Annotated in this window: 22 protein-coding genes and 1 pseudogene; 8 read left to right on the top strand and 15 right to left on the bottom strand. The window is 69.9% G+C overall.

From position 1 onward, the window contains the following. Positions 1-463 precede the first annotated feature (463 nt). Positions 464-904 (top strand): VOC family protein, encoded by a 441-nt coding sequence (locus AQI70_RS07645; RefSeq protein ID WP_003999561.1) that lies wholly within the window; start codon positions 464-466, stop codon positions 902-904. A gap of 69 nt (positions 905-973) precedes the next feature. Beyond that, complete coding sequence (locus AQI70_RS07640) at positions 974-1,342, top strand: DUF6479 family protein (protein ID WP_062145774.1); 369 nt, start codon at positions 974-976, stop codon at positions 1,340-1,342. 94 nt (positions 1,343-1,436) lie between these two features. On the opposite strand, the gene AQI70_RS07635 is transcribed toward AQI70_RS07640, so the two are convergent. Continuing rightward, on the bottom strand, positions 1,437-1,970 hold the full coding sequence (locus AQI70_RS07635) for a DUF7144 family membrane protein (RefSeq protein ID WP_062145772.1): 534 nt from the start codon (positions 1,968-1,970) through the stop codon (positions 1,437-1,439). A gap of 202 nt (positions 1,971-2,172) precedes the next feature. Between AQI70_RS07635 and AQI70_RS07630 the strand changes: the two genes are divergently transcribed. Next, complete coding sequence (locus AQI70_RS07630) at positions 2,173-2,631, top strand: FxLYD domain-containing protein (protein WP_062145770.1); 459 nt, start codon at positions 2,173-2,175, stop codon at positions 2,629-2,631. Between the two features lie 73 nt (positions 2,632-2,704). Here AQI70_RS07630 and AQI70_RS07625 read toward each other — a convergent pair. Together AQI70_RS07625 and AQI70_RS07620 are read right to left on the bottom strand one after the other, a co-directional pair. Next, positions 2,705-3,432, bottom strand: a pseudogene (locus tag AQI70_RS07625) (hypothetical protein). A gap of 34 nt (positions 3,433-3,466) precedes the next feature. Further along, entirely contained in the window at positions 3,467-3,883 is a 417-nt protein-coding gene (locus AQI70_RS07620; RefSeq protein ID WP_062145768.1) for an ATP-binding protein, read from the bottom strand. A 210-nt stretch (positions 3,884-4,093) separates the two neighbouring features. Between AQI70_RS07620 and AQI70_RS07615 the strand changes: the two genes are divergently transcribed. Continuing rightward, complete coding sequence (locus AQI70_RS07615) at positions 4,094-4,945, top strand: helix-turn-helix domain-containing protein (RefSeq protein ID WP_062145767.1); 852 nt, start codon at positions 4,094-4,096, stop codon at positions 4,943-4,945. A 9-nt stretch (positions 4,946-4,954) separates the two neighbouring features. Then, complete coding sequence (locus AQI70_RS07610) at positions 4,955-5,173, top strand: DUF397 domain-containing protein (RefSeq protein WP_062145765.1); 219 nt, start codon at positions 4,955-4,957, stop codon at positions 5,171-5,173. A 71-nt stretch (positions 5,174-5,244) separates the two neighbouring features. Here AQI70_RS07610 and AQI70_RS40610 read toward each other — a convergent pair whose 3' ends face one another. From AQI70_RS40610 to AQI70_RS07565, 10 genes are all read right to left on the bottom strand, one after another. Continuing rightward, the gene (locus AQI70_RS40610; protein WP_279616745.1) at positions 5,245-5,373 is read right to left on the bottom strand and encodes a hypothetical protein; all 129 of its coding nucleotides are present in this window, start codon (positions 5,371-5,373) and stop codon (positions 5,245-5,247) included. A gap of 701 nt (positions 5,374-6,074) precedes the next feature. Continuing rightward, positions 6,075-6,959, bottom strand: coding sequence for an aldo/keto reductase (locus tag AQI70_RS07600; protein ID WP_062145763.1), 885 nt, complete (start codon positions 6,957-6,959; stop codon positions 6,075-6,077). Further along, entirely contained in the window at positions 6,956-8,125 is a 1,170-nt protein-coding gene (locus tag AQI70_RS07595) for a cupin domain-containing protein (RefSeq protein WP_062145761.1), read from the bottom strand. The genes AQI70_RS07600 and AQI70_RS07595 overlap by 4 nt, the downstream gene beginning before the upstream one ends. Positions 8,126-8,140: 15 nt before the next feature. Then, on the bottom strand, positions 8,141-8,275 hold the full coding sequence (locus AQI70_RS40605) for a hypothetical protein (RefSeq protein WP_279616744.1): 135 nt from the start codon (positions 8,273-8,275) through the stop codon (positions 8,141-8,143). Between the two features lie 420 nt (positions 8,276-8,695). Then, complete coding sequence (locus AQI70_RS07590; RefSeq protein ID WP_062145759.1) at positions 8,696-9,544, bottom strand: helix-turn-helix domain-containing protein; 849 nt, start codon at positions 9,542-9,544, stop codon at positions 8,696-8,698. Between the two features lie 15 nt (positions 9,545-9,559). Further along, a complete protein-coding gene (locus AQI70_RS07585) occupies positions 9,560-10,093 on the bottom strand; it encodes a DUF6879 family protein (protein WP_062145758.1) in 534 nt (177 codons plus the stop codon). Continuing rightward, positions 10,062-10,328 carry a hypothetical protein gene (locus AQI70_RS07580; RefSeq protein WP_062146515.1) on the bottom strand — a complete coding sequence of 89 codons (267 nt, stop codon included), beginning with the start codon at positions 10,326-10,328 and terminating at the stop codon, positions 10,062-10,064. The genes AQI70_RS07585 and AQI70_RS07580 overlap by 32 nt, the downstream gene beginning before the upstream one ends. A gap of 175 nt (positions 10,329-10,503) precedes the next feature. After that, positions 10,504-11,310, bottom strand: a complete 807-nt coding sequence (locus AQI70_RS07575; protein ID WP_062145756.1) for an LbetaH domain-containing protein — start codon at positions 11,308-11,310, stop codon at positions 10,504-10,506. 112 nt (positions 11,311-11,422) lie between these two features. Beyond that, a complete protein-coding gene (locus AQI70_RS07570) occupies positions 11,423-11,707 on the bottom strand; it encodes a hypothetical protein (RefSeq protein ID WP_062145754.1) in 285 nt (94 codons plus the stop codon). A 227-nt stretch (positions 11,708-11,934) separates the two neighbouring features. Next, on the bottom strand, positions 11,935-12,636 hold the full coding sequence (locus tag AQI70_RS07565; RefSeq protein WP_062145752.1) for a TetR/AcrR family transcriptional regulator C-terminal domain-containing protein: 702 nt from the start codon (positions 12,634-12,636) through the stop codon (positions 11,935-11,937). Between the two features lie 215 nt (positions 12,637-12,851). Between AQI70_RS07565 and AQI70_RS07560 the strand changes: the two genes are divergently transcribed. Further along, positions 12,852-13,790, top strand: a complete 939-nt coding sequence (locus AQI70_RS07560; RefSeq protein ID WP_062145750.1) for an ATP-binding cassette domain-containing protein — start codon at positions 12,852-12,854, stop codon at positions 13,788-13,790. A gap of 49 nt (positions 13,791-13,839) precedes the next feature. Beyond that, positions 13,840-14,664, top strand: coding sequence for an ABC transporter permease (locus tag AQI70_RS07555; protein WP_062145748.1), 825 nt, complete (start codon positions 13,840-13,842; stop codon positions 14,662-14,664). 112 nt (positions 14,665-14,776) lie between these two features. Here AQI70_RS07555 and AQI70_RS07550 read toward each other — a convergent pair whose 3' ends face one another. Continuing rightward, positions 14,777-16,423, bottom strand: a complete 1,647-nt coding sequence (locus tag AQI70_RS07550; protein ID WP_062145746.1) for a glycoside hydrolase family 13 protein — start codon at positions 16,421-16,423, stop codon at positions 14,777-14,779. 316 nt (positions 16,424-16,739) lie between these two features. On the opposite strand from AQI70_RS07550, the gene AQI70_RS07545 reads away from it, so the two are divergent. After that, on the top strand, positions 16,740-17,690 hold the full coding sequence (locus tag AQI70_RS07545) for an LAETG motif-containing sortase-dependent surface protein (protein ID WP_062145744.1): 951 nt from the start codon (positions 16,740-16,742) through the stop codon (positions 17,688-17,690). A 62-nt stretch (positions 17,691-17,752) separates the two neighbouring features. On the opposite strand, the gene AQI70_RS07540 is transcribed toward AQI70_RS07545, so the two are convergent. Then, on the bottom strand, positions 17,753-18,724 hold the full coding sequence (locus AQI70_RS07540) for a nucleoside hydrolase (RefSeq protein WP_062145742.1): 972 nt from the start codon (positions 18,722-18,724) through the stop codon (positions 17,753-17,755). Positions 18,725-18,752 lie beyond the last annotated feature (28 nt).

Genomic DNA, 18,752 nt, shown 5'->3' with positions numbered 1-18,752 from the left:
CCATGGCCCCTCCCGGGCCGCGGGACGCAGCAGGTGAGGGGCCGGGCCGACGGTCCGTCACAGGATGTTGCCGTGAGCGAAGAGGTCGGGAACGCCGCGGCGTAGCTGCCCGGTGAGTTCCTCGATCCGTCCTAGTCGGACCACAGTCGGGGTTGTGTACCTCAGCATGTTCTTCACCTTCTCTCTCTCATGAGTAATCTATTACGGAACACCCCGAATATCACCTCCTGCACAGGGCGTGAAGAACACAAACTGGGGCGTAAATTGACTGGGCAACAATTCGGTGTGTGAACCGTGCTCCCGGTCAACTCCAAGCCATGCCGAGCAGTTCGGGTCGTCGTCACGTTCTGGCTCCGCCGTACGTCTCCGGAGCCGGGTCGGCCGGGAATCACCGGACCAGGAGCCGAGGTTCACGAGTCATGACCGCAGGTTGCCCACAGCCGCCGACTCCGAGGAGCCGAACATGTCCGACGCACCGAGCGAATCCCCCGTACGCGAGCTCCGTCTGGTGGTCACGGCGGCCGACTACGACGAGGCGCTGCGCTTCTACCGGGACGTGCTCGGCCTGCCGGAGCGCGGGGCGTTCTCCTCCCCCGACGGCCGGGTCACGATCCTCGACGCCGGCCGGGCGACGCTGGAGCTGACCGATCCGAACCACGCCGAGTTCATCGACGAGGTCGAGGTGGGCCGACGGGTGGCCGGCCATGTCCGGGTCGCCTTCCAGGTGGACGACTCCCGGGCCACCACGGCCAGACTGGCGGCTGCCGGAGCCGAGGTCCTGGCGGAACCCACCCGCACGCCCTGGAACTCCCTGAACTCCCGTCTCGAAGCACCCGGAGCCCTGCAGCTGACCCTTTTCACCGAGCTGGAGGCCGCCGGGCCGGCCGGCGAGGAACGCGCGTAGACGAGCGGGAACCGGGTTCGGACGGGTCCCAGCAGGAGCCTATTCGTCCATTTCTGTGATAATTGAGGCATGAGTACGGCGACGTTTGTAATAGCGGCCACGTCGGGAGAAGTACTCAACGTGGTCGGCGCCTTTGTGGGTGGCCTGTTCATCGCCGGCGCCCTGATCTGGGCCGTGCAGCTCGGCATGCGGGTCCGTGACAAGGAGCTGCCCCGGCCCAAGCCCGATGAGCAGCCGCATCTGCCGGACACCGGCCCGGTCCATGAGATCCGGGAGATGAGGGAACCGGACGAAATGCCGCACTCGCAGGGCGGGGAACGGCTCCTGCCGCACGAGCTGCACCACGCGGCCACCAAGCGGGGCAAGGACCAGCACCGCAAACGCTGGCTGCCCGGTTCCAGCGGATCCTTCGGCGGCGGCGGCCTGGGGCACGTCTGAACCCGGCTGCGGAAGGGGAAGGGGCAGCTCCCTGACGACGGAGCCCGGGGGCTGCCCCGCCCGCCGGTTACGTGATCACCGAGCCGCTGAGGCGTTACCGCGAACCGCGCCGGGAAGCGCGGGGCGCGTCCGGGGCCGTGGCGAGCGCGAGGATCACGAAGAAGTTGATCCCCACCATGATCACCGACCAGACGGGCGTGTACGGCAGGAACAGGAAGTGGGCGACCATGCTGAGGGACGCCACGAAGATGCCGGCGATCCGGGCCCACCACTCGCCCCTGAGGATGCCGTAGCCGACCGCGGCGACCACGACGCCGAGGGCGAGCAGGATGACGCCCCACGCGGTGAGGCCGGCCTTGAAGACGTAGTCGCCGATACGGGCGTAGACCTCGTCCTCGGCGATCGCGGAGACGCCCTGGAGGACGGCCAGGAGCCCGTTCACCAGCATCAGCACACCGGCGAAGACGAGCCCGCCGGTGGCCCAGCCGGCGGCGGACGGCGCGGACCGGTGTCCCCCGGCGCGGGGTGCGGCGGAGGGCGGCCCGGCCTCGGCGGAGGGCGGCCGGGTCGCCTGGGATCCACGGGGGCTGTGGGCCGCGTCGCTCGCATGCGGCTGCTGCTGGCTCATGGCTGCCGTACCCCACTTCTCGCGTGTTCCGCGGTCGTGTTCTGCGGTCGGTACGACCATCCGCGCGCCGGGAGGCGGCCACCAGGGGAGAAAGGCCGATCGAGTGATGTCCGGGCTGCGGGCGCAGGCGTACGGATCTTCACTGGAGGAACCCGGACGCACAGGTTCCGACGCGCGCCGGAACGCACCCGCTGGAGGCGCCATGCCCGGTCACCGTACGCGGTGGACGACCGCCGCGATCCTCACGACGACCGCCGCAGTGGTCGCCGCCACCCTGACGTCCTGCACCGACGAGGACACGCCCTCCTCGGTGGCGAGCAGGGCGGCGTCCGCCTTCGCCTCGGCGACAGCGGAGGCGGGCCGCCGGCTGGACGACATCAAGGGCGGCGTCGACGCCAAGGACGCGGTCCGGCTGGGCGAGCCGACGACCGACGGGGACGGCCGCACCGAGGTGGAGATCACCGCGCGGAACACGACCGGCTCGACGAAGTCCTTCGCCGTACAGGTCGACTTCCGCGACGCGGACGGCAACCTGCTCGACGCGACCGTGGCAACCGTGCCGGACGTACCGGCGGGCGGCACGGAGAAGGGCACCGCACGCAGCACCCGTGACCTGGGCGGGGAGGTGCGGGCAGAGGTGGGCAGGGCAGTGCGCTACTGAACGGCCCCGGCGCACGGCCGGGCAGCGACTGCGGTACGGGGGTTGTTCCGTGTGTCCGGCCGTCGAGTCGGACTCAGTCGTCGACGAACAGATCCTCCACGATCGTCGCGTGGACCGCCCGCTCGGCCCAGACCTCGAGCTGATCCAAGTCGGAACAGGCCTTCACCCGGTCACGAACGGCATCCGGGACCGGGATGCCGCGCCAGTCGAGGATCCGGAGGATCATCGAGACGCGTTCCTGCTCGATGCCCTCTTCCCGGCCTTCTTCACGGACCTTCTCGGCGACCTCATGCCGGAAGAAGTAGTTCACCGGCATCATCAGCTCCTTCCAGATCTGCCTCGCCCGGGCATCGACCAGGCATGACTCGACGAGAACGCTGCGAGGAACACATCCCGTTTGGCTTCCGCCTCATCGGCAATGAGCGGCACGTTCTCCGGGCCCAGCACCAACGGTCGTACGGTGAGCGAGTGCCAACCGGGCAGGCCCAGACGGATCGGCTGTGCCGCCCAGCGCGCGGTGGACTTGCTCTGGGTGAGGACGATCAGCACCGGCTCCCAGCGATATTTCGCGTACAGATACGAGAGGTAATACGCCCTGCTTCGCTTGTCGTCGTCCCGCTTCCCTTGGGACTCGACGACCAGCAGGTACGTCCCTTCGTCCGTCTCCGCCTGCAACAGCGTGTCCACACGTCGCTCGACCGGCTCGATCTCCGTCAGGTCCGCGTTGAGGACCGCGAACTCGCGTGGTTCGGGAATCGGGATGCAGAGCTGATGCAGACCCTCGTGCGACGAACTGACCATCCGCACCCCGTTTCCATACGAAGTGATCAACGAACTACGCCGCGACGAGGTCACACCACACGTACTTGCCCCGACTCCCGTTCCTCGCCAGCGGCTGCCAGCCCCACAGGTCGGCGCAGGCCCGTACGAGGGCGAGGCCACGGCCGTGCTCGGTGTCGTCCAGGAGGGGCAACTCGCGAGTCGGATCGGGCGGTTCGGGATCCGCATCCCAGGCACCGATACGCAGGACACCGGCCGACCAGCGGACTCGGAGGATGGCGGGGCCCTTCGTGTGGAGTACGGCGTTGGAGATCAGCTCCGCCGCGAGGAGTTCGGCGGTGTCAGCGAGGCGGATGAGTCCGTGCATGGTCAGGATCAGGCGGAGGGTTCGGCGACAGACTGTGACGGCTCGGGGGTCGTGGGGGATGGAGAGGGAGTACTCCCAGGCTTCGGTGGCTTCTGTTTCGGGCATGCGTCTGCTCCTTCGAGGGGAGGGGAGTTGATTTCCGGGCCGGTGTCATTGCCGCAGCCGTCATAGCAGGACGGAGCGGTGCGCTTCCGAGCTCTGCGTTCCGTAGCGTGTGCGCCGCATCACTGAACGTAGGGTAGAAATTACTACCCGCGCAACTGCCTCGCGTAATCTGACATCCGAACGTGGAGTCCCAGAGAGGCAGTTACTCGGATGACCATGCGGAGCCAGCCCACAGCACGACAGGTACGCCTGGGCTCAGAGCTGCGCAAACTCCGGGAAGCAGCGGGGAAGCCGGCCAAGGAGGTGGCCGCGCTCCTAGGGTCGAGCTCGGCGCACATGAGTCAGATCGAAGCCGGCAGTTCCGCGATCAGCGAGGAGCGGCTGCGCAGGCTGGCAGCTCACTGCGCCTGCACAGACCAGGAGCTGATCGATGCCCTGGTGGCCATCGCAACCGACCGCACGCGGGGCTGGTGGGACGAGTACAGAGGAGTCCTACCGCAGGTGAACTTGGACGTGGCAGAGGCGGAGCATCATGCGACGTTCCTGCAGGAAGTCGTAATCACCCATGTTCCCGGGCTCCTCCAGACCCCGGACTACGCACGCGCTGTCTTCGGATACATGCGTCCGGAGCTGCCTGAGAGCGAACTGGCGCCACGGGTTGAACACCGGATGAGGCGACGTGCCGTCATCGAAGGTGACAGCCCGACCCCGTACGAGACAATCGTGCACGAGTTCGCCCTTCGTATCCGCGTGGCCGACCGCCAGACGTCCCTGGCCCAACTCCGCCTGATCCTGGACCAGATCGAGCGAGGACACGTCACCGTACGTGTCATTCCGACCGATCAGGACGGCTTCGCCGGCGCCGACGCCTCAATGGTGTACATGGGAGGTCCGGTGCCCCAACTGGACACTGGGCTCCGTGACGCCCCCATCGGAATCATGTTCATTGATGCAGAAGCACAGTTGAAACGGCTGCGAACACTCTTCCGTAAGGTGGAGAAGGCGTCGCTGGACCCCACGGCGTCACGGGACTTCATCCACCGCATCACGAAGGAACTGTGAGGCGCCCACATGACTCAGGCCATCCTCTGGCAGAAGTCCACGTTCTCCGGCGGAGGCGAGGGCAACACCTGCGTCGAACTCGCGGCCGGCACTCCCACCACCCTCCACCTCCGCGAGTCCGACGACCCCGCCACGATCCTCACCACCACCCGCGCCCCACTCACCCACCTCCTCCAAGCAATACGCAGAGGCCAGATCAACCCCGCCGTTGCACCTCCCAGCATCTGATCTCCACCGACGCCCTGTACGAGTCGGTGCCTGCCCTCATGCCGTGCGATCGTGCGCCGAGGGTCGGGGGGTTAGGCACTTGATGTCCGCCTTTTGTATGTCGCGTCCAGGTACTCCTTCACCGGACCCATCAGCTCTTGGTAGAACGGCGTGCGGTCGGCGGCCTGGATCACCTGGGCGCAGACGGTCAGTACTGCCACGCGTGCGGCCGGTGTGTCGAGGATGTGTGTGAGAGTCTCCCGCACTCGTGCTGCCGTGGCGGGGGCGTGGAGAGAGTAGAGATAAAGCTGGGCGGCGTCGAAGGCGACCGGGGCTCGGCCCCAGCCCCTCCCAGTCGAGGATGGTGAGGTCGGGCCCGCCGAGGTTTGACCAGTGGAAATCGCCGTGAGCGGTGCACCATTCGATCTCATCGACGTCCCGACCCGTGTATCGGGGAACGGCTCGGCGGATGTACTCCTCGCGTACCGCGATGCGTTCGGTGGGGGCTTCCGCAAGGGAGTCGAGTGCCGTCCGCAGCTGCGCCCACCATGCATCAGGGAGGGCCGGACCGTGTTCGAGGACCGGTGTGCGGGAGACGACAGTGGCGTCCGTGTGCTGATACAGCTCCGCCCGGTAGGCCCAGTCGGCGGCCTCCCAGTCGTGGACATGGTGGAGGACGGGGCGGGGGATCTCGGGAGGAAGCAGCTGCTGGGCGGTCTTGGGGCCGTCCCAGAGTTTCCCGTGCGCCGTGTCGAGGCGCTCCGCGACGACTCGGAGCCAGCCGGTGCCCTGCGCGCTTGTTACGGCGCCGGAGAGGGTCCGGCCGGCGTAGCCCCAGACGGGTTTCTCGGCGAGGTCGGTCAGGGTGAGGGTGGTGCACACGAAAGCCCTGGCGGTACGCATGCGCTGGGCGGTGGCGTGGTCAGGCGCCGAGAACATCGATCACCTCGTGCAGGGTCTTGTCCGAGAGCGGAGGCAGAGCGAGGGCGCGCTGGGCGGCCTCCCAGTGTTGCGCACGCCCGGATCCCAGGAGGATGCGTTTCACCCCTGGGGCGGACGCGGTGACACGCAGTGCGGCGTCGGCCGGGGTGGAGCCCGGGTCAATGAGGTGGACGAGTTCGTCGGTGACCATGGAGGGGAGCTCTCCGCCATGCAAAGGGGCGGAAGCAAATGTGTCCAGGCCAGCCGCGATCGCCTCGGCGAGCGGGCCGATGCCGCCCAGGGCCTGCGCGACCGGTTTGAGCATGACCAGCGAGACAGGGAGCTGGACGGCGGCCAGGTGATGGCCGGGGCCTCCGCAACGGGTGGCGATGTCGAGAAGGTCAGCGACGCTGAACGCGCCTTCGAACCCGGTCCAGGTGGCGACGCCGTAGCCGCCGATCCGTCCAGCGCGGGCTTCGACTTCGAGAGCGGTGAAGGCGCTGGCGATGGCGTCGTGAGGTCGGGCGGCTTGTTCGGGGTTGTGGACGAAGACGAGGTCCGGCGTGTGGCCCAGCTCCGCGGCGTTGCGGCGGCTCTGCCAGGCGACGTAGCGGTGAGTAAGGCAATGGCCTGAATCGGCTTCGGCCGGTGTGAGGACTCCGGCGTCGCCGGCGGCTGTCGCGATGTCGGGGGTGAAGAAGCCGACCTTCGTCGAGACCCGCAGATCCCGGTTCCCGGCGAACACGGGTTGGAGATGGGCCTGGGCGCGGCCGTGGTGATAGTTGGGGGCGGTGTCGATCCAGGATGCCCCGCAGGCGACCGCGTGGATGGCCGCCTGCGGGACGTCCCGGCACCGGTACGTCCCCAGGGCGAGGTCGGGGTTCATGGCTCGCTTACCGCCGCAACGTTGGCGTTGACCAGTTCGGTGATGAGCCCGGCGACCTGTCCGACGGTGAGACCGCTCGCGTCCGCGAGGTGCCCCAGCAGCGCCGAGGAGCCGTCGAGGAGCGGGGACAGCACAGCGCGTACCGACGGGGCGAACGTCCACTCTTCACCGCCGGCAACGAGCATGACCTGGCCCTGATCGTTGTCGGTGAGCTGGGCTCGGGCGGTGGTGAGCCGGACATGCAGGTCCTCGCGCGCCGGTACGGCGTCGAGGAACGGCAGTGACGGCATGGGACGACCCGATTCGATGCCATCTCGCGCGCTGAGGAAGTCTGCGATCGCACCCTCGTGGAGGGCGTCCGTGACTTCGTTGCGGAGGAGTTCGAGGTAGGCGGCCTGTTCCTGCGGCGGGGCGAAGACGGGCAGCTGCGCACGTACGGTCTCGGAGGTCCGTAACCGGTCCGAGAGCCAGCCCAGCAGATCCACGCCGGTCGTGGTCTGGAGGCCGCACGTCAGGTGCAGGGAGCGGCCCTCGGTGGTCGCCACCGCGTGCCACCAGCCCCGGGGCAGGTAGAGCATGTCGCCGGCGCGCAGGACGACTTCTTCGAGGGGCTCGTCTGCCGGAGGCTCCGGAGCTTCAGTGTCCCGATGGAGCGGGTTGATACGGGTCGGTCCGTACAGACGCCACCGCTTGGCCCCTTCCAGTTGGACAACGATGACGTCGTGATCGTCCCAGTGGGTACCGAAGCCCTCCGTCGGGGTCCAGGAGGCGTACACGTTGATCTGGACCCGCCCCCGAAGGACGCCTTCGAGGGCCTGCGCCAAGCGTTCGGCGGGCTGGTGGAGTTCATCCACGGCGTCCAGGACCAGCGAGGCACCGTCATGGAGTTGGCCGTGCAGCCGCGCGGGCTGGATGCGCTGCCACAACACGTTTCTGCGGGTTGTGACGGTGGTGGCGTAGCGCTGCGGCGGGATGAGTTCCCCGTCGCGGTGCAGTCGGAGGCGAGGCGGTTCCAGGCGTCCCCGGCCGATGACGGTGTTGAGGTCGTCCCACGTCAGGATGGATGAGAAGTCGCCGACGCCGCGCCAGGTGCGATAAGTCCGGCCGAAGGCCTCGGTGGGGAAGTCCCCACCGAGGCGTTCGACCACCTGTGAGAAGGCGGTCACTTCTGTCGGCTCCGCTCAGTCGTTGGAGTCGGAGACACCGGTCGAGCCGCCGTCGGACGGCTGGTCGACACGGGAGCGGGCTGCGGCGATAAACTTCCGGGAGACGATCAGTCCATCCTCGGCGGGCTGCATGACGGCGTTCTCAGGCATCGTGCACTCCTGTTCTCTCGGCTTGCTCCCGCTCACCCGGAGCGAGAGGTCTTGAGCAGACCCGCTGTGTCGGTTCCCGACAGCGGATCTGGAGCGGCGCCGGCCCACCTTGGGGGACACGAGCGGGCGCCGTATCGCCCAGGGCTGCCCTTGGGCACACCGGGCGGGGTCTTCCTCGGTGCGCGTATGTCTTCCGTGCGTGCATCCGCCAGCGCCAGGTCGGCTTCCGTGCGGAGTGGGTCTGGGCGTGACGCTCACGGGGTCGTCTCCTCGGGGTTGGGACGCCCCGCCCGCCATGGGGAATACGGGCGGGACTCTCCTCCTGCCGCCGAGGGGGAGCCTAGACCTGCCCGGCGACGCCAACGACCGTACGGAGAGCCGGAGTTTCACCTCAACGAAATTGCGGAGAATTGCGCAATATCATCCGAGGGAGCCGATCGCCGCGTTGATCAATGCACGGGCGGCGTTGCCGTGGACGGCCATCTTGGTCAGCTCCCCGAACGCCTTGCGGTAGTCGGCGAGTTCACGCGGCTGTACGACGTTGACCTCGGCGGTGAGGGTTTCCACGACGCTGCGTGTGGCGTCATGGAGGTAGAACGCCTCCAGCGGCCACATGGTCCGTTTCGCAGTGAAGGGGATGATGCCCAGGGAGACGGAAGGAAGCGGCATCACGGTCAGCAGATGCCTCAGCTGTCCGGCCATCGTCTCGGCGTCGCCGACCCGGTAGCGCAGGACGCACTCCTCCATCAGCACGACGAACCGGTGTCCGCCCTCGTACAGAAACCGGCTCCGGGCGACGCGGGCGGCGACGGCCTCGGAGACGTCGTTGGGGGTGCCCTGGAAGTCGGTTATGGCCCCCATCAGGGCTGTGGCGTAGGCGGGAGTCTGGAAGAAGCCAGGCACGACGTTGGAGACGTACGCGCGTGTGACGCCGGTTTGCGCGTAGAGGTCGTAGAAGTCCTCCTGAGTCTTGCGCATGCCCGTCCGGTGGTTCCTGCGCCACTCCACGTACATCAAGTCGACGGCTCGGGCCGTGGCGATCAGGTCGTCGGCCTGGTCGGCGGCGTCACAGGCAGCGCACCAGGCGCGGATGTCCACGTCGGTGGGCTGTACCTCGCCCTTTTGGATGCGGGTGGTCTTCGCGGGGTGCCAGCCGCACCGGGCGGACAGTTCCTTCCCGGTGAGGCCGGCGTCCTTGCGCAGGTGCGTCAGGCGTACGGCGAGCGCTTCACGGGCTGCTTGAGCGCTGGACGAAGGGGAGGCGGGCATGGGGTGAGGTGCGGGTCAGACGGTGTACTGCTCGTGGTCGACGGCACGCTCCCATACGGCCTCGAACGCGTCGGAGCACAGCTTGACCACGGCGGGGTCCTCGCTGAACTCCTTGGGCGGATCCGCCCAATCGCCGTCCCCCGTGAAGATGTTGAACTGCACCAGACGGTCGTCGAACAGCCAGAAGTCGGCTCCCGGCAGGGCGATGTCCACGGCCCGCCTACGGGGCAGCCAGCGCACCAGCTCGCCCGCCTCAACGTTCAGCGGGGTGGCGGCGTGCTCCCACCGGATGTAGTCCGTCACGGGCTCGGAAACGATCCGGGCCCGTCGCATCACCACGCCACGGCCAACGGCCTCCCGCACCATGCCCAGCCAACCGGGCCACCACTGCGCCGTCGGGTCGAGATCGACGTGGCCGGTCTGCTTGAACTGCTCGAACTCCTCGGCTTCGTCACCGACGCCGTACGCGTCGCGCATCTCCAGATGCACCGCGCTGCGGCGCGTACCGGCCAGCAGCTCAGCGAAGCTCGGCACGCCGCTCTGCGACATCGCACGCCTCCCTCAGGATCGGCACCATGCGGGCGGGGATGCGGATCACCGTCTCGTGGGCGGGAATCCCCACCGCGTGCCCGGCGACCCACTCCGTACCGCTGACCAGTGCCTCCAGCGCTTCCTCGGCCTTTACGCCCTGGAGGACCAGGTCAGCCGTCTTCTCTTCCACCCACGCCGTCGGCGACCCCTCGCCCCCGGTGTTCGGGTCGATCCCGATGAACTGTAGGTCCACGAAGCCCTCCCGGATCAAGTCGGTTGCGCTTTCTTGCACGCGACGCTTCCGAAGGGTGTGAGGGCCGTCAAGAGTGCTGGGCGGTTCCGGGGCGACGTTGGCTTGAACCCACTGACCTCCAGCCGCAGAAGGCGCAGGGAGTACGGCAAAACGTCCATACGCCCAGGAGGCGGCACTAAAGCCGGCCGCCCCCGCTGTCCGACACCGTGTCCGGCTGCGCCCCGGCGCTTGCCTCCACGGTGATGTCGATCTGCTCGCTCGTCGCGCTGACGCCGTTCAGCGTCGCCGTCGCCTGGAGGCGGCCCGGGCCGGGTGGGAGGGGCAGGGCGGGGGTGCAGGACCAGGTGCCGGCGGGTGCCGTGGTGGTCGTGCAGACCTCTTCCTCCCGCGCGTCGCGGACCGTGATCTGGGCGCCCGGGTAGGCCGTCCCCGATGCCTTCGGCAACGCGCCGAGCGGGACGCCCGACTGGGGGTGGGACAGGGTCGGGGCGGGCAGTCCGACCGTCACGGTGCAGGTGCCCCACTGCCGGACGGTGCCCTTGGCGTCCTTGAGGACCAGGGTGCAGTCGGGGAGACGGGTGCCGGGCTCGGCGTCCCGGCTGACCGACAGGACGAAGGGGAAGGTACGGCCCGTCCAGGCCCCCGGCGTCGGCTTGCCGTCCGCACCGGGCGCGCCTGTGAACGTGTACGTCCCGCTGCCGCCGCCCAGTGCCACCGAGCCCCGGTACCCGCCCGCGGCGAACGGCGTGCCCGTCACCCTGGCGTTCGCCGGCGCCGTCAGGGTCAGCACGGAACCCGCCCCGAGCGGCGCTCCCTCGTACCCGCCGACCTCGACGATCCCCTCCCGCCCGGGCTCGATGGTCGCGGCCGCCCACAGATCGCCGCCGGCCGGGCCCTCACCGCCGTATGCCATCCCGGACATGACCAACACGCCCGCCACGGCCAGCGATCCGAATATCGTCGTCTTCCAGGATGTGCTCATCGTCGGCGGAGCTCCTCACACGCAGGTCGGCAACACCATGCCTGCGATTCTCGCGGCCCGCCCCGCGGCTGACGCGCGCTGTTCGGCCGTACGGGCCGCGGGGACGGCGATGTCACTCGTCCGCCTCGGGCGCCGCGTGCCGGGCGGCCTTCTTCACGTCCGCCTCGACCTCGCTGCGCGCGGTGCCCTGCTCCTTCGCGTACTCGGTCACCGCGGCCTGGATGTCGCGGGCGAGCTCACGCCAGGCCCGCCAGGCGGTCTCGTAGGTGTCGGTCTGGGGCTGGGACCAGGGAGTGTGGGCGGGGGGACCGTAGTGGTCCCGCAGCTCCTCCACCCTGTTGTGCGCCTGGTCCGCCGCATGCTGCATGGCGACCAGCTCTTCGAAGGTGCGTGCCACGCGTCCGGATCCTCAGGCAGCGGGGCCGCACCGCCCCGTTCGCCACGCGAGCGCCCCCCACCTCTCACTCAGACGGCCTCCGAGCACCGCCCGCTGCTCCTACACGCCCAGCCGCGCCCACGTCACCGCGAGGCCATCCACCTGCACGACAACACCAGCCCCCACCCCAGCCCCCGCCCCACCCGGACCGCAACCGCCCGGCCCACCCCACGAGCCACCCCCACCTCTCACTCAGACGCCCCCGAACGCCCCGCCAGCCGTGCCGTCAACCCGTCCAGGATCGTCTCCACGCCGAACGCGAAGACCTCGTCGACCTGCTCCACAAAGCCCTGCCCGCGCTGCGCCTGCGCCGCCATGCTGGCGCCCAGCCGTGGGTACTTCGCCGCGAGCGCGTTCATCTGGGCGACGGCCTGGGCCTCCTGCTCGGGCTGCGCGGCAGCGTCCTGCTCCGCCCGCTTCTTGACCTCGGCGGCGTCGGACGAGCTCATGATGGCCAGCCCCGTCACGAACATGAAGGGGGTGCTCACGGCCCAGTCGAGGTCCGCGTCCCGGAACCCGGCCGCCTCGAAGGTCTCGTACGCGCGCTCCTGGAAGCGGGCGAGGCCCTCGCCGGCGGCGGCGTACGAGGTGATCACGCGGACCAGCCAGCTGTGCCGGTCGCACAGCTCGCGTGCGGCGTACATCAGCTCGCGCGCCGCCGTCCGCCATCCCACCGTCGCGACGTCCGGCAGCCGGACCTCGCTCCACACCTCGTCGGCCGCGAGCACCAGCAGGTTCTCCTTGTTGCCGACGTGCCAGTACATGGCCGTCGCCGCCGACCCCAACCGCTGGCCGAGCTTGCGCATGCTCAGGCCTTCGATGCCTTCCGCGTCCAGCAGCTCGATCGCCGCCCGGACGATCTGTTCACGGTTCAGGGTCTCTCGCGCCATGCGGCCAGCGTAACCGTCTCTTGCACGCCGTAAAAGTTCGTGACCCAAAGGACTTGCACACCGTGCAAGTGGGGTTTTACGGTGTTCAAGTCGTCGGAGTTGAACACCGTACAAGTCGCCCGGCCCAAGCAAGACGACAGGTGAAGGCGACAGGCGGGACGGCAGCCAGGACGACAGCCAGTACGGCAACCCACACCTCACCCCAGGGGGAGACCATGTCCGCCATCCACGCAGAGGGCCTGCGCAAGTCGTTCGGGGAGAAGCTGGTCCTCGACGGCATCGACCTGCGCATCCCCGAGGCCTCCGTCTTCGCCCTGCTCGGGCCGAACGGCGCCGGCAAGACCACGACCGTCCAGATCCTGTCCACGCTGATCCGCGCCGACGGCGGCCGGGCACAGGTCGGCGGGTACGACCTGACCCGGCAGGCCGACGACGTACGCCGGTCGATCGGTGTGACCGGCCAGTTCGCCGCGGTGGACGGGCTGCTGACCGCCGAGGAGAATCTCCTGCTGATGGCGGACCTGCATCACCTCCCGCGCCACGAGGGCCGTCGCCGGGCCGCGGAGCTGCTGGACCGCTTCGATCTGACGGCGGAGGCGAAGAAGACCGCCGCCACCTTCTCCGGCGGTATGCGCCGCAAGCTCGACCTCGCGATGACGCTGGTCGGTGAGCCGCGCATCATCTTCCTCGACGAGCCGACCACCGGCCTCGACCCGCGCAGCCGCCGCACGCTGTGGCAGCTGATCCGGGGCCTGGTCGAGGACCGCGGCATCACGATCCTCCTCACCACGCAGTACCTGGAGGAAGCCGACCAGCTCGCCGACCGCATCGCCGTGCTGAACGGCGGCCGGCTGGTCGCCGAGGGCACCGCGGAGGAGCTCAAGCGCCGCATCCCGGGCAGCCACCTCCGGCTCCGGTTCGCCGACGAGCGGCAACTCGACGCGGCCGCCGCGGTGTTCGACGTCGCCTCCCGCGACCCGGAGAACCTCGCCCTGCACATCCCCGGCGACGGCACGCCCGCCACCGTCCGCGCGGTCCTCGACCTCCTGGACGCGGCGCGGGTCCAGGCCGAGTCGCTGACCGTGCACACGCCCGACCTCGACGACGTGTTCCTCACGCTGACCGAGACGCCCCGCAAGTCCGTCGCCGCCTGACCGCCACCACGGCTACCGCTACCGCTACCGCTACCTGAGGGGATCTCCGATGACCACCGCCACCGCCACTGCCCCCACCCCGTCCACCGCCCGCTCCCACGCCTTCCGCGACGCGATGACCATGCTGCGCCGCAACCTCAAACGCATCCAGCGCTATCCGGCCATGACGGTCCAGATCGTCATGCTCCCGGTGCTGATGCTGCTGCTGTTCGTGTACGTCTTCGGCGGCGCGATCGGCGGCGGCATCGGCCTCGGCGCCGGAGACCGCGACGCGTACACCAACTACGTGGTTCCGGGCGTCGTCCTGATGGCCGTGGTGTCGGGCACGATCACCGTCGCGGTGTCGGTGTGCACCGACATGACGGAAGGCATCATCAACCGCTTCCGCACGATGGCCATTTCCCGCAGCTCCGTGCTGACCGGGCACGTCCTCGCCAACATGGTCCAGGTCCTCTTCATCCTCGCCCTGGTGACCGGGGTGTCCTACGCCATCGGTTTCCGCCCGGACGCCACGGCCGTCGAATGGGCCGCCGCCCTGGGCCTGCTGCTCTTCCTGGCCTTCTCGCTGAGCTGGCTGTCGGCCGCGATGGGCCTGGTCGCCAAGACGGTCGAGTCCGCGAGCAACGCGCCGATGCCGCTGGTCTACCTGCCCTTCCTGGGCAGCGCGTTCGTCACCACCGACTCGATGCCGACCGGTCTGCGCTGGTTCGCCGAGTACCAGCCCTTCACCCCGGTCAACGAGACGCTGCGCGGCCTCCTGCTCGGCACGGAAATCGGCAACGACGCCTGGATCTCCCTGGCCTGGTGCACCGGCATCGGCCTGCTGGGCCACCTGTGGGCCCGCTCGGCCTTCCGGAAGGGCGCCGAGCGCTGACACACGGCCCTGCGGACATCCCTTCGCGGAGCCTGCGTACGCCGCCCCCGGCCCGCCCCCCTCGGGGGCGGGCCTTCGGCCGTCTCGTCGCCGGACGCTCCGCCCCGGACGCCTACGCCAGCCACACCGTCGTGTCCGGCCCCAGCAGGCCGTCCTCCAGCGGGGCGCTGGCGATCAGTACCTCGCCCGGGGGGAGTTCGACCGCCCTGGTGGAGAGGTTGGTCACGCATCGCCAGCCGTCCGAGCGGGTGAAGTGCAGCAGGCCCGGTGGGGTGTCCGGTACCCACTCCAGTTCCTCCCCCGCCAGCAGTTTGCGGCGCAGGCGCAGGGCCCTGCGGTAGAGCTCCAGGGTGGAGCCCTCGAAGCCGTCCTGGGCCTCGACGGCGTACCGCGCGAAGGACGGTGGCTGCGGCAGCCACGCCCCGCCCGCGCCGAAGCCGTACGAGGGTCCCGTCCTCGTCCACGGCAGCGGCACCCGGCAGCCGTCACGGCCCTTGCGGACGCGGCCCGTCTGTTCCCAGATCGGGTCCTGGAGGACCTCGAAGGGCAGGTCGGCGACCTCTGGCAGGCCGAGTTCCTCGCCCTGGTAGACGTACGACGAACCGGGCAGCGCCAGCATGAGGAGGGTCGCGGCGCGGGCGCGGCGCAGGCCCGCGGACTCGTCGACGGCCGGTGCCCGGCCGCCGGAGAGCAGCCAGGCGTTGTCGTCGGTGCCGGGCGGAAGCATCAGGCGGGAGGTGTGCCGTACGACGTCGTGGTTGGACAGCACCCAGGTGGCGGAGGCACCGGCCGAGCGGGCGGTGGCCAGGGAGTCGGTGATGATCTGGCGGAGTTCCGCCGCGTCCCAGCCGGCCTGGAGGTACTCGAAGTTGAAGGCCTGGCCCAGTTCGTCCGGGCGGGCGTACAGGGCGCGGCGGGCGGCCGGGGTCACCCAGGCCTCGGCGACGGCCATCCGGGGCGGGCGGTAGGCATCGAGGATCTTGCGCCAGTCGCGGTAGATCTCGTGGACCTCGTCGCGGTCGTAGAAGGGGTGGGTGCCGGGCGGGAACTGCGGGAGGGCGTCCTCGCGGCTCAGCTCCGGGGCGCCGAGGTCGCGCAGCGGCTCGCTCAGGTCCTTGGCGAGGGCGTGGGCGACGTCGACGCGGAAGCCGTCGACGCCGCGGTCGGCCCAGAAGCGCAAGGTGGTGCGGAAGTCGGCGCGGACCTCCTCGTTCTCCCAGTTCAGGTCGGGCTGTTGGGGGGTGAACAGGTGCAGGTACCACTGGCCGTCGGGGACCCGGCGCCAGGCGCTGCCGCCGAAGACGGACTGCCAGTCGGTGGGCGGGAGTTCGCCGTGCGGGCCGCGGCCGTCGCGGAAGACATAGCGGTCGCGGGCCGGGGAGCCGGGGCCGGCCCGCAGCGCCTCCTGGAACCAGACGTGCTGGTGGGAGGTGTGGTTGGGGACCAGGTCGACGATCACCTTCAGGCCGAGGCGGTGGGCCTCGGCGGCCATGGCGTCGAAGTCGTCGAGGCTGCCGAGGCGGGGGTCGACGGCGCGGTAGTCGGCGACGTCGTAGTCGCCGTCGGCCAGTTCGGAGGGGTAGAAGGGGCTGAGCCACAGGGCGTCCACGCCGAGGGCGGCGAGGTGGTGCAGGCGCTGTGCGACGCCCTTCAGGTCACCGAGGCCGTCACCGTCGCCGTCGGCGAAGCTGCGGGGATAGACCTGGTAGATGACGGCCTGGCGCCACCAGTCGGGGTTCCTGGAGGAGAGGTCGGGCACGCGGACTCCTCTTCGATGCTCCGGTACGTTCGGGCGACAACGAGAACTCTGTCCACATCGCCGGAAACGTGAACATCTGAGGCGCCCGGAGTAGTTGCTTCCCGATGTGTTCCTGACGTGGCGGAATTGTGATGACGGATGAACTCCCGGCGCGTTACCGCAGGTTGACAGGGTTCTGCCAAGGGACCCACCATGTGCTCACGCTGTGGCGCATGTGACCAATGAGCCCGGCGTTTCTTCGACCATGAGGGTGTTCTGCGCCCCTCACCCCTGCACATCCATGCATTTAGCATGTACACGCCAAGATGGGATACGCATGTTGACAGCGAGACGTGTCACCACGCGACGCCTGCTGGGGACGGGCGCCGCGTCGCTCGCCCTCTGCGCGGCCACCGTCGCCTCCGCCTCCGGCGCCTGGGCCACCGGCACGCCCGGCGGTGACGGCTGGAAGCACGGCGGCACCTACCAGCCCGGTACCGGTGCCGGCACGGAGACGGCCACCGACCGCTGCCAGTTCTCGCTCGACGGCACGAACTTCCAGGACTCCGTCCGCGTCGACGACCAGAGCCTGAAGGTCACCGACGACGGCAAGGTCCACATCAAGGTCCGCACCGCCCCGGACGCCACGACCTGCACCGCCTCGCTCGCCTCCTACCTCGCCCACGGGCCGACGTTCGCCACCTCCGGCGAGCAGGTCTTCGTCGACTTCGACACGGTCACGGTCAAGCCCGGCCACACCGACTCCCTCGACATCGCCGTCCCGGATGCGGGCTGCTTCGCGCAGATCGACCTGTACCGGGGCGCGGTCAAGTTCGACGGCAAGCTCGACGCCAACGACGGCTTCGTCCACGGCGACCTGCCCAAGGGCCCGGACCGCCCGGTCATCAAGGACAAGCTGATCGCGGCCTGGAACGGCGGCACGAAGGACTGCACGACCGAGCCTCCGGCGACCGAGGAGCCGCCGACCACCCCGCCCGCGGAGCCTTCCGAGCCGCCGTCGGAGGAGCCGTCGACCCCGGCGGAGGAGACGACGCCGCCGGCCGAGACCCCGGCCACGGAGACCCCGTCGACCGAGTCGCCGACCCCGGAGGCCTCCGAGTCGACCGGCATCCCGGCGCCCTCCCCGAACGGCGGCGGCGGTGACCTCGCCAAGACCGGCGGCAGCAGCGCGACCGGCCCGATCGCCATCGGCGCGGCGGTGCTCCTGGCGGGCGGCGCGGCGCTCATGGTGGCGACGAAGCGGCGGCGCGCGGCCGGGCGTTCCTGAACAACGGCATGAGAAGGGGCCCGGGGTGATCACCCCGGGCCCCTGTCGTCGATGACGAGCCGTCAGACGCTCTCCACCGTCCCCAGGTACAGCTTCACGAAGCGTTCCACGTCCACGTCCAGGGCCACGTCCACCAGCCGCTGGTCGCGGGTGCCGGTGTGCAGTTCGGACTCGCCGAGGCGGGGGCGGCGGTCGACGATCGTCTGCCCGCGGGTGGGGCCCGGGGTCAGGGAGACCTCCACGGGCAGCAGGCGGGTGGTGACGCCCGCCGGGTCCACGACCGTGCAGACCGCGCCCGCGTCGCCGATGCCGCCGGCCTCGGAGTCGGCGCCGACGTCCGGCGTGGCCGGGCGGTGGGACAGCAGCTCGCCGGCGAGCCGGGCGCCGGGCTCCGCGCTGGCCCGCAGGCGGCGTACGTCCGCCCCGGGCACGACGACCTGCTGGAAGACGTCCAGGCCGTACATGGTGATGTGCACCTCGGCCGTCAGCAGGATCGCGGCCGCCTCCGGGTCGTGCCACACGTTGAACTCCGCGACCGGCGTGGCGTTCCCGCAGGCCACGGCGCCGCCCATGAACACGATCCGCTCGATGTTGCGGGTCACCTCCGGGTGCGTGCGCAGCAGCAGGGCGATGTTGGTGAGGGGCGCGGTGGGAATGAGGGTCACCGGGCGCGGGGACGCCAGGATCTCGCGGCGCAGCAGCGTCACCGCGTCCACGTCGGCCGGGGCGCGGGTCGGGGCGGGCAGGCCGATGTCGCCCATGCCGTCCTCGCCGTGCACGTGCCGCGCCGAGCGCGCGGGCTCGATCAGCGGGCGTCCGGCACCCCGGGCGACGGGGATGTCGGGGGCGCCGGCCTGCTCCAGGACGGTCAGGGTGTTGCGTACGACGCCGTCCACGTCCGTGTTCCCGGCCACGCAGGTCACGGCGCGCAGGTCGAGCCCGGGGTGGCGTACGGCGAACAGCAGCGCGAGCGCGTCGTCGACGCCGGTGTCGCAGTCGATGATCACCGGGATGGGCTGACCGTCGTTCGGCACGGCGAGGCTCCTTTCGCGCGGGGGCAGC

The organism is Streptomyces curacoi (assembly GCF_001513975.1).
Lineage (GTDB): Bacteria > Actinomycetota > Actinomycetes > Streptomycetales > Streptomycetaceae > Streptomyces > Streptomyces curacoi.
Note: the sequence above shows the minus strand (reverse complement) of the source record. Positions and strands in the feature narration are given on the sequence as shown.

Coding starts and splice junctions, on each gene's coding strand:
- AQI70_RS07645 (WP_003999561.1), top strand. CDS start 464: ATGTCCGACGCACCGAGCGAATCCCCCGTACGCGAGCTCCGTCTGGTG.
- AQI70_RS07640 (WP_062145774.1), top strand. CDS start 974: ATGAGTACGGCGACGTTTGTAATAGCGGCCACGTCGGGAGAAGTACTC.
- AQI70_RS07635 (WP_062145772.1), bottom strand. CDS start 1,970: ATGAGCCAGCAGCAGCCGCATGCGAGCGACGCGGCCCACAGCCCCCGT.
- AQI70_RS07630 (WP_062145770.1), top strand. CDS start 2,173: ATGCCCGGTCACCGTACGCGGTGGACGACCGCCGCGATCCTCACGACG.
- AQI70_RS07620 (WP_062145768.1), bottom strand. CDS start 3,883: ATGCCCGAAACAGAAGCCACCGAAGCCTGGGAGTACTCCCTCTCCATC.
- AQI70_RS07615 (WP_062145767.1), top strand. CDS start 4,094: ATGACCATGCGGAGCCAGCCCACAGCACGACAGGTACGCCTGGGCTCA.
- AQI70_RS07610 (WP_062145765.1), top strand. CDS start 4,955: ATGACTCAGGCCATCCTCTGGCAGAAGTCCACGTTCTCCGGCGGAGGC.
- AQI70_RS07600 (WP_062145763.1), bottom strand. CDS start 6,959: ATGAACCCCGACCTCGCCCTGGGGACGTACCGGTGCCGGGACGTCCCG.
- AQI70_RS40605 (WP_279616744.1), bottom strand. CDS start 8,275: ATGCCTGAGAACGCCGTCATGCAGCCCGCCGAGGATGGACTGATCGTC.
- AQI70_RS07590 (WP_062145759.1), bottom strand. CDS start 9,544: ATGCCCGCCTCCCCTTCGTCCAGCGCTCAAGCAGCCCGTGAAGCGCTC.
- AQI70_RS07585 (WP_062145758.1), bottom strand. CDS start 10,093: ATGTCGCAGAGCGGCGTGCCGAGCTTCGCTGAGCTGCTGGCCGGTACG.
- AQI70_RS07575 (WP_062145756.1), bottom strand. CDS start 11,310: ATGAGCACATCCTGGAAGACGACGATATTCGGATCGCTGGCCGTGGCG.
- AQI70_RS07565 (WP_062145752.1), bottom strand. CDS start 12,636: ATGGCGCGAGAGACCCTGAACCGTGAACAGATCGTCCGGGCGGCGATC.
- AQI70_RS07560 (WP_062145750.1), top strand. CDS start 12,852: ATGTCCGCCATCCACGCAGAGGGCCTGCGCAAGTCGTTCGGGGAGAAG.
- AQI70_RS07555 (WP_062145748.1), top strand. CDS start 13,840: ATGACCACCGCCACCGCCACTGCCCCCACCCCGTCCACCGCCCGCTCC.
- AQI70_RS07545 (WP_062145744.1), top strand. CDS start 16,740: ATGTTGACAGCGAGACGTGTCACCACGCGACGCCTGCTGGGGACGGGC.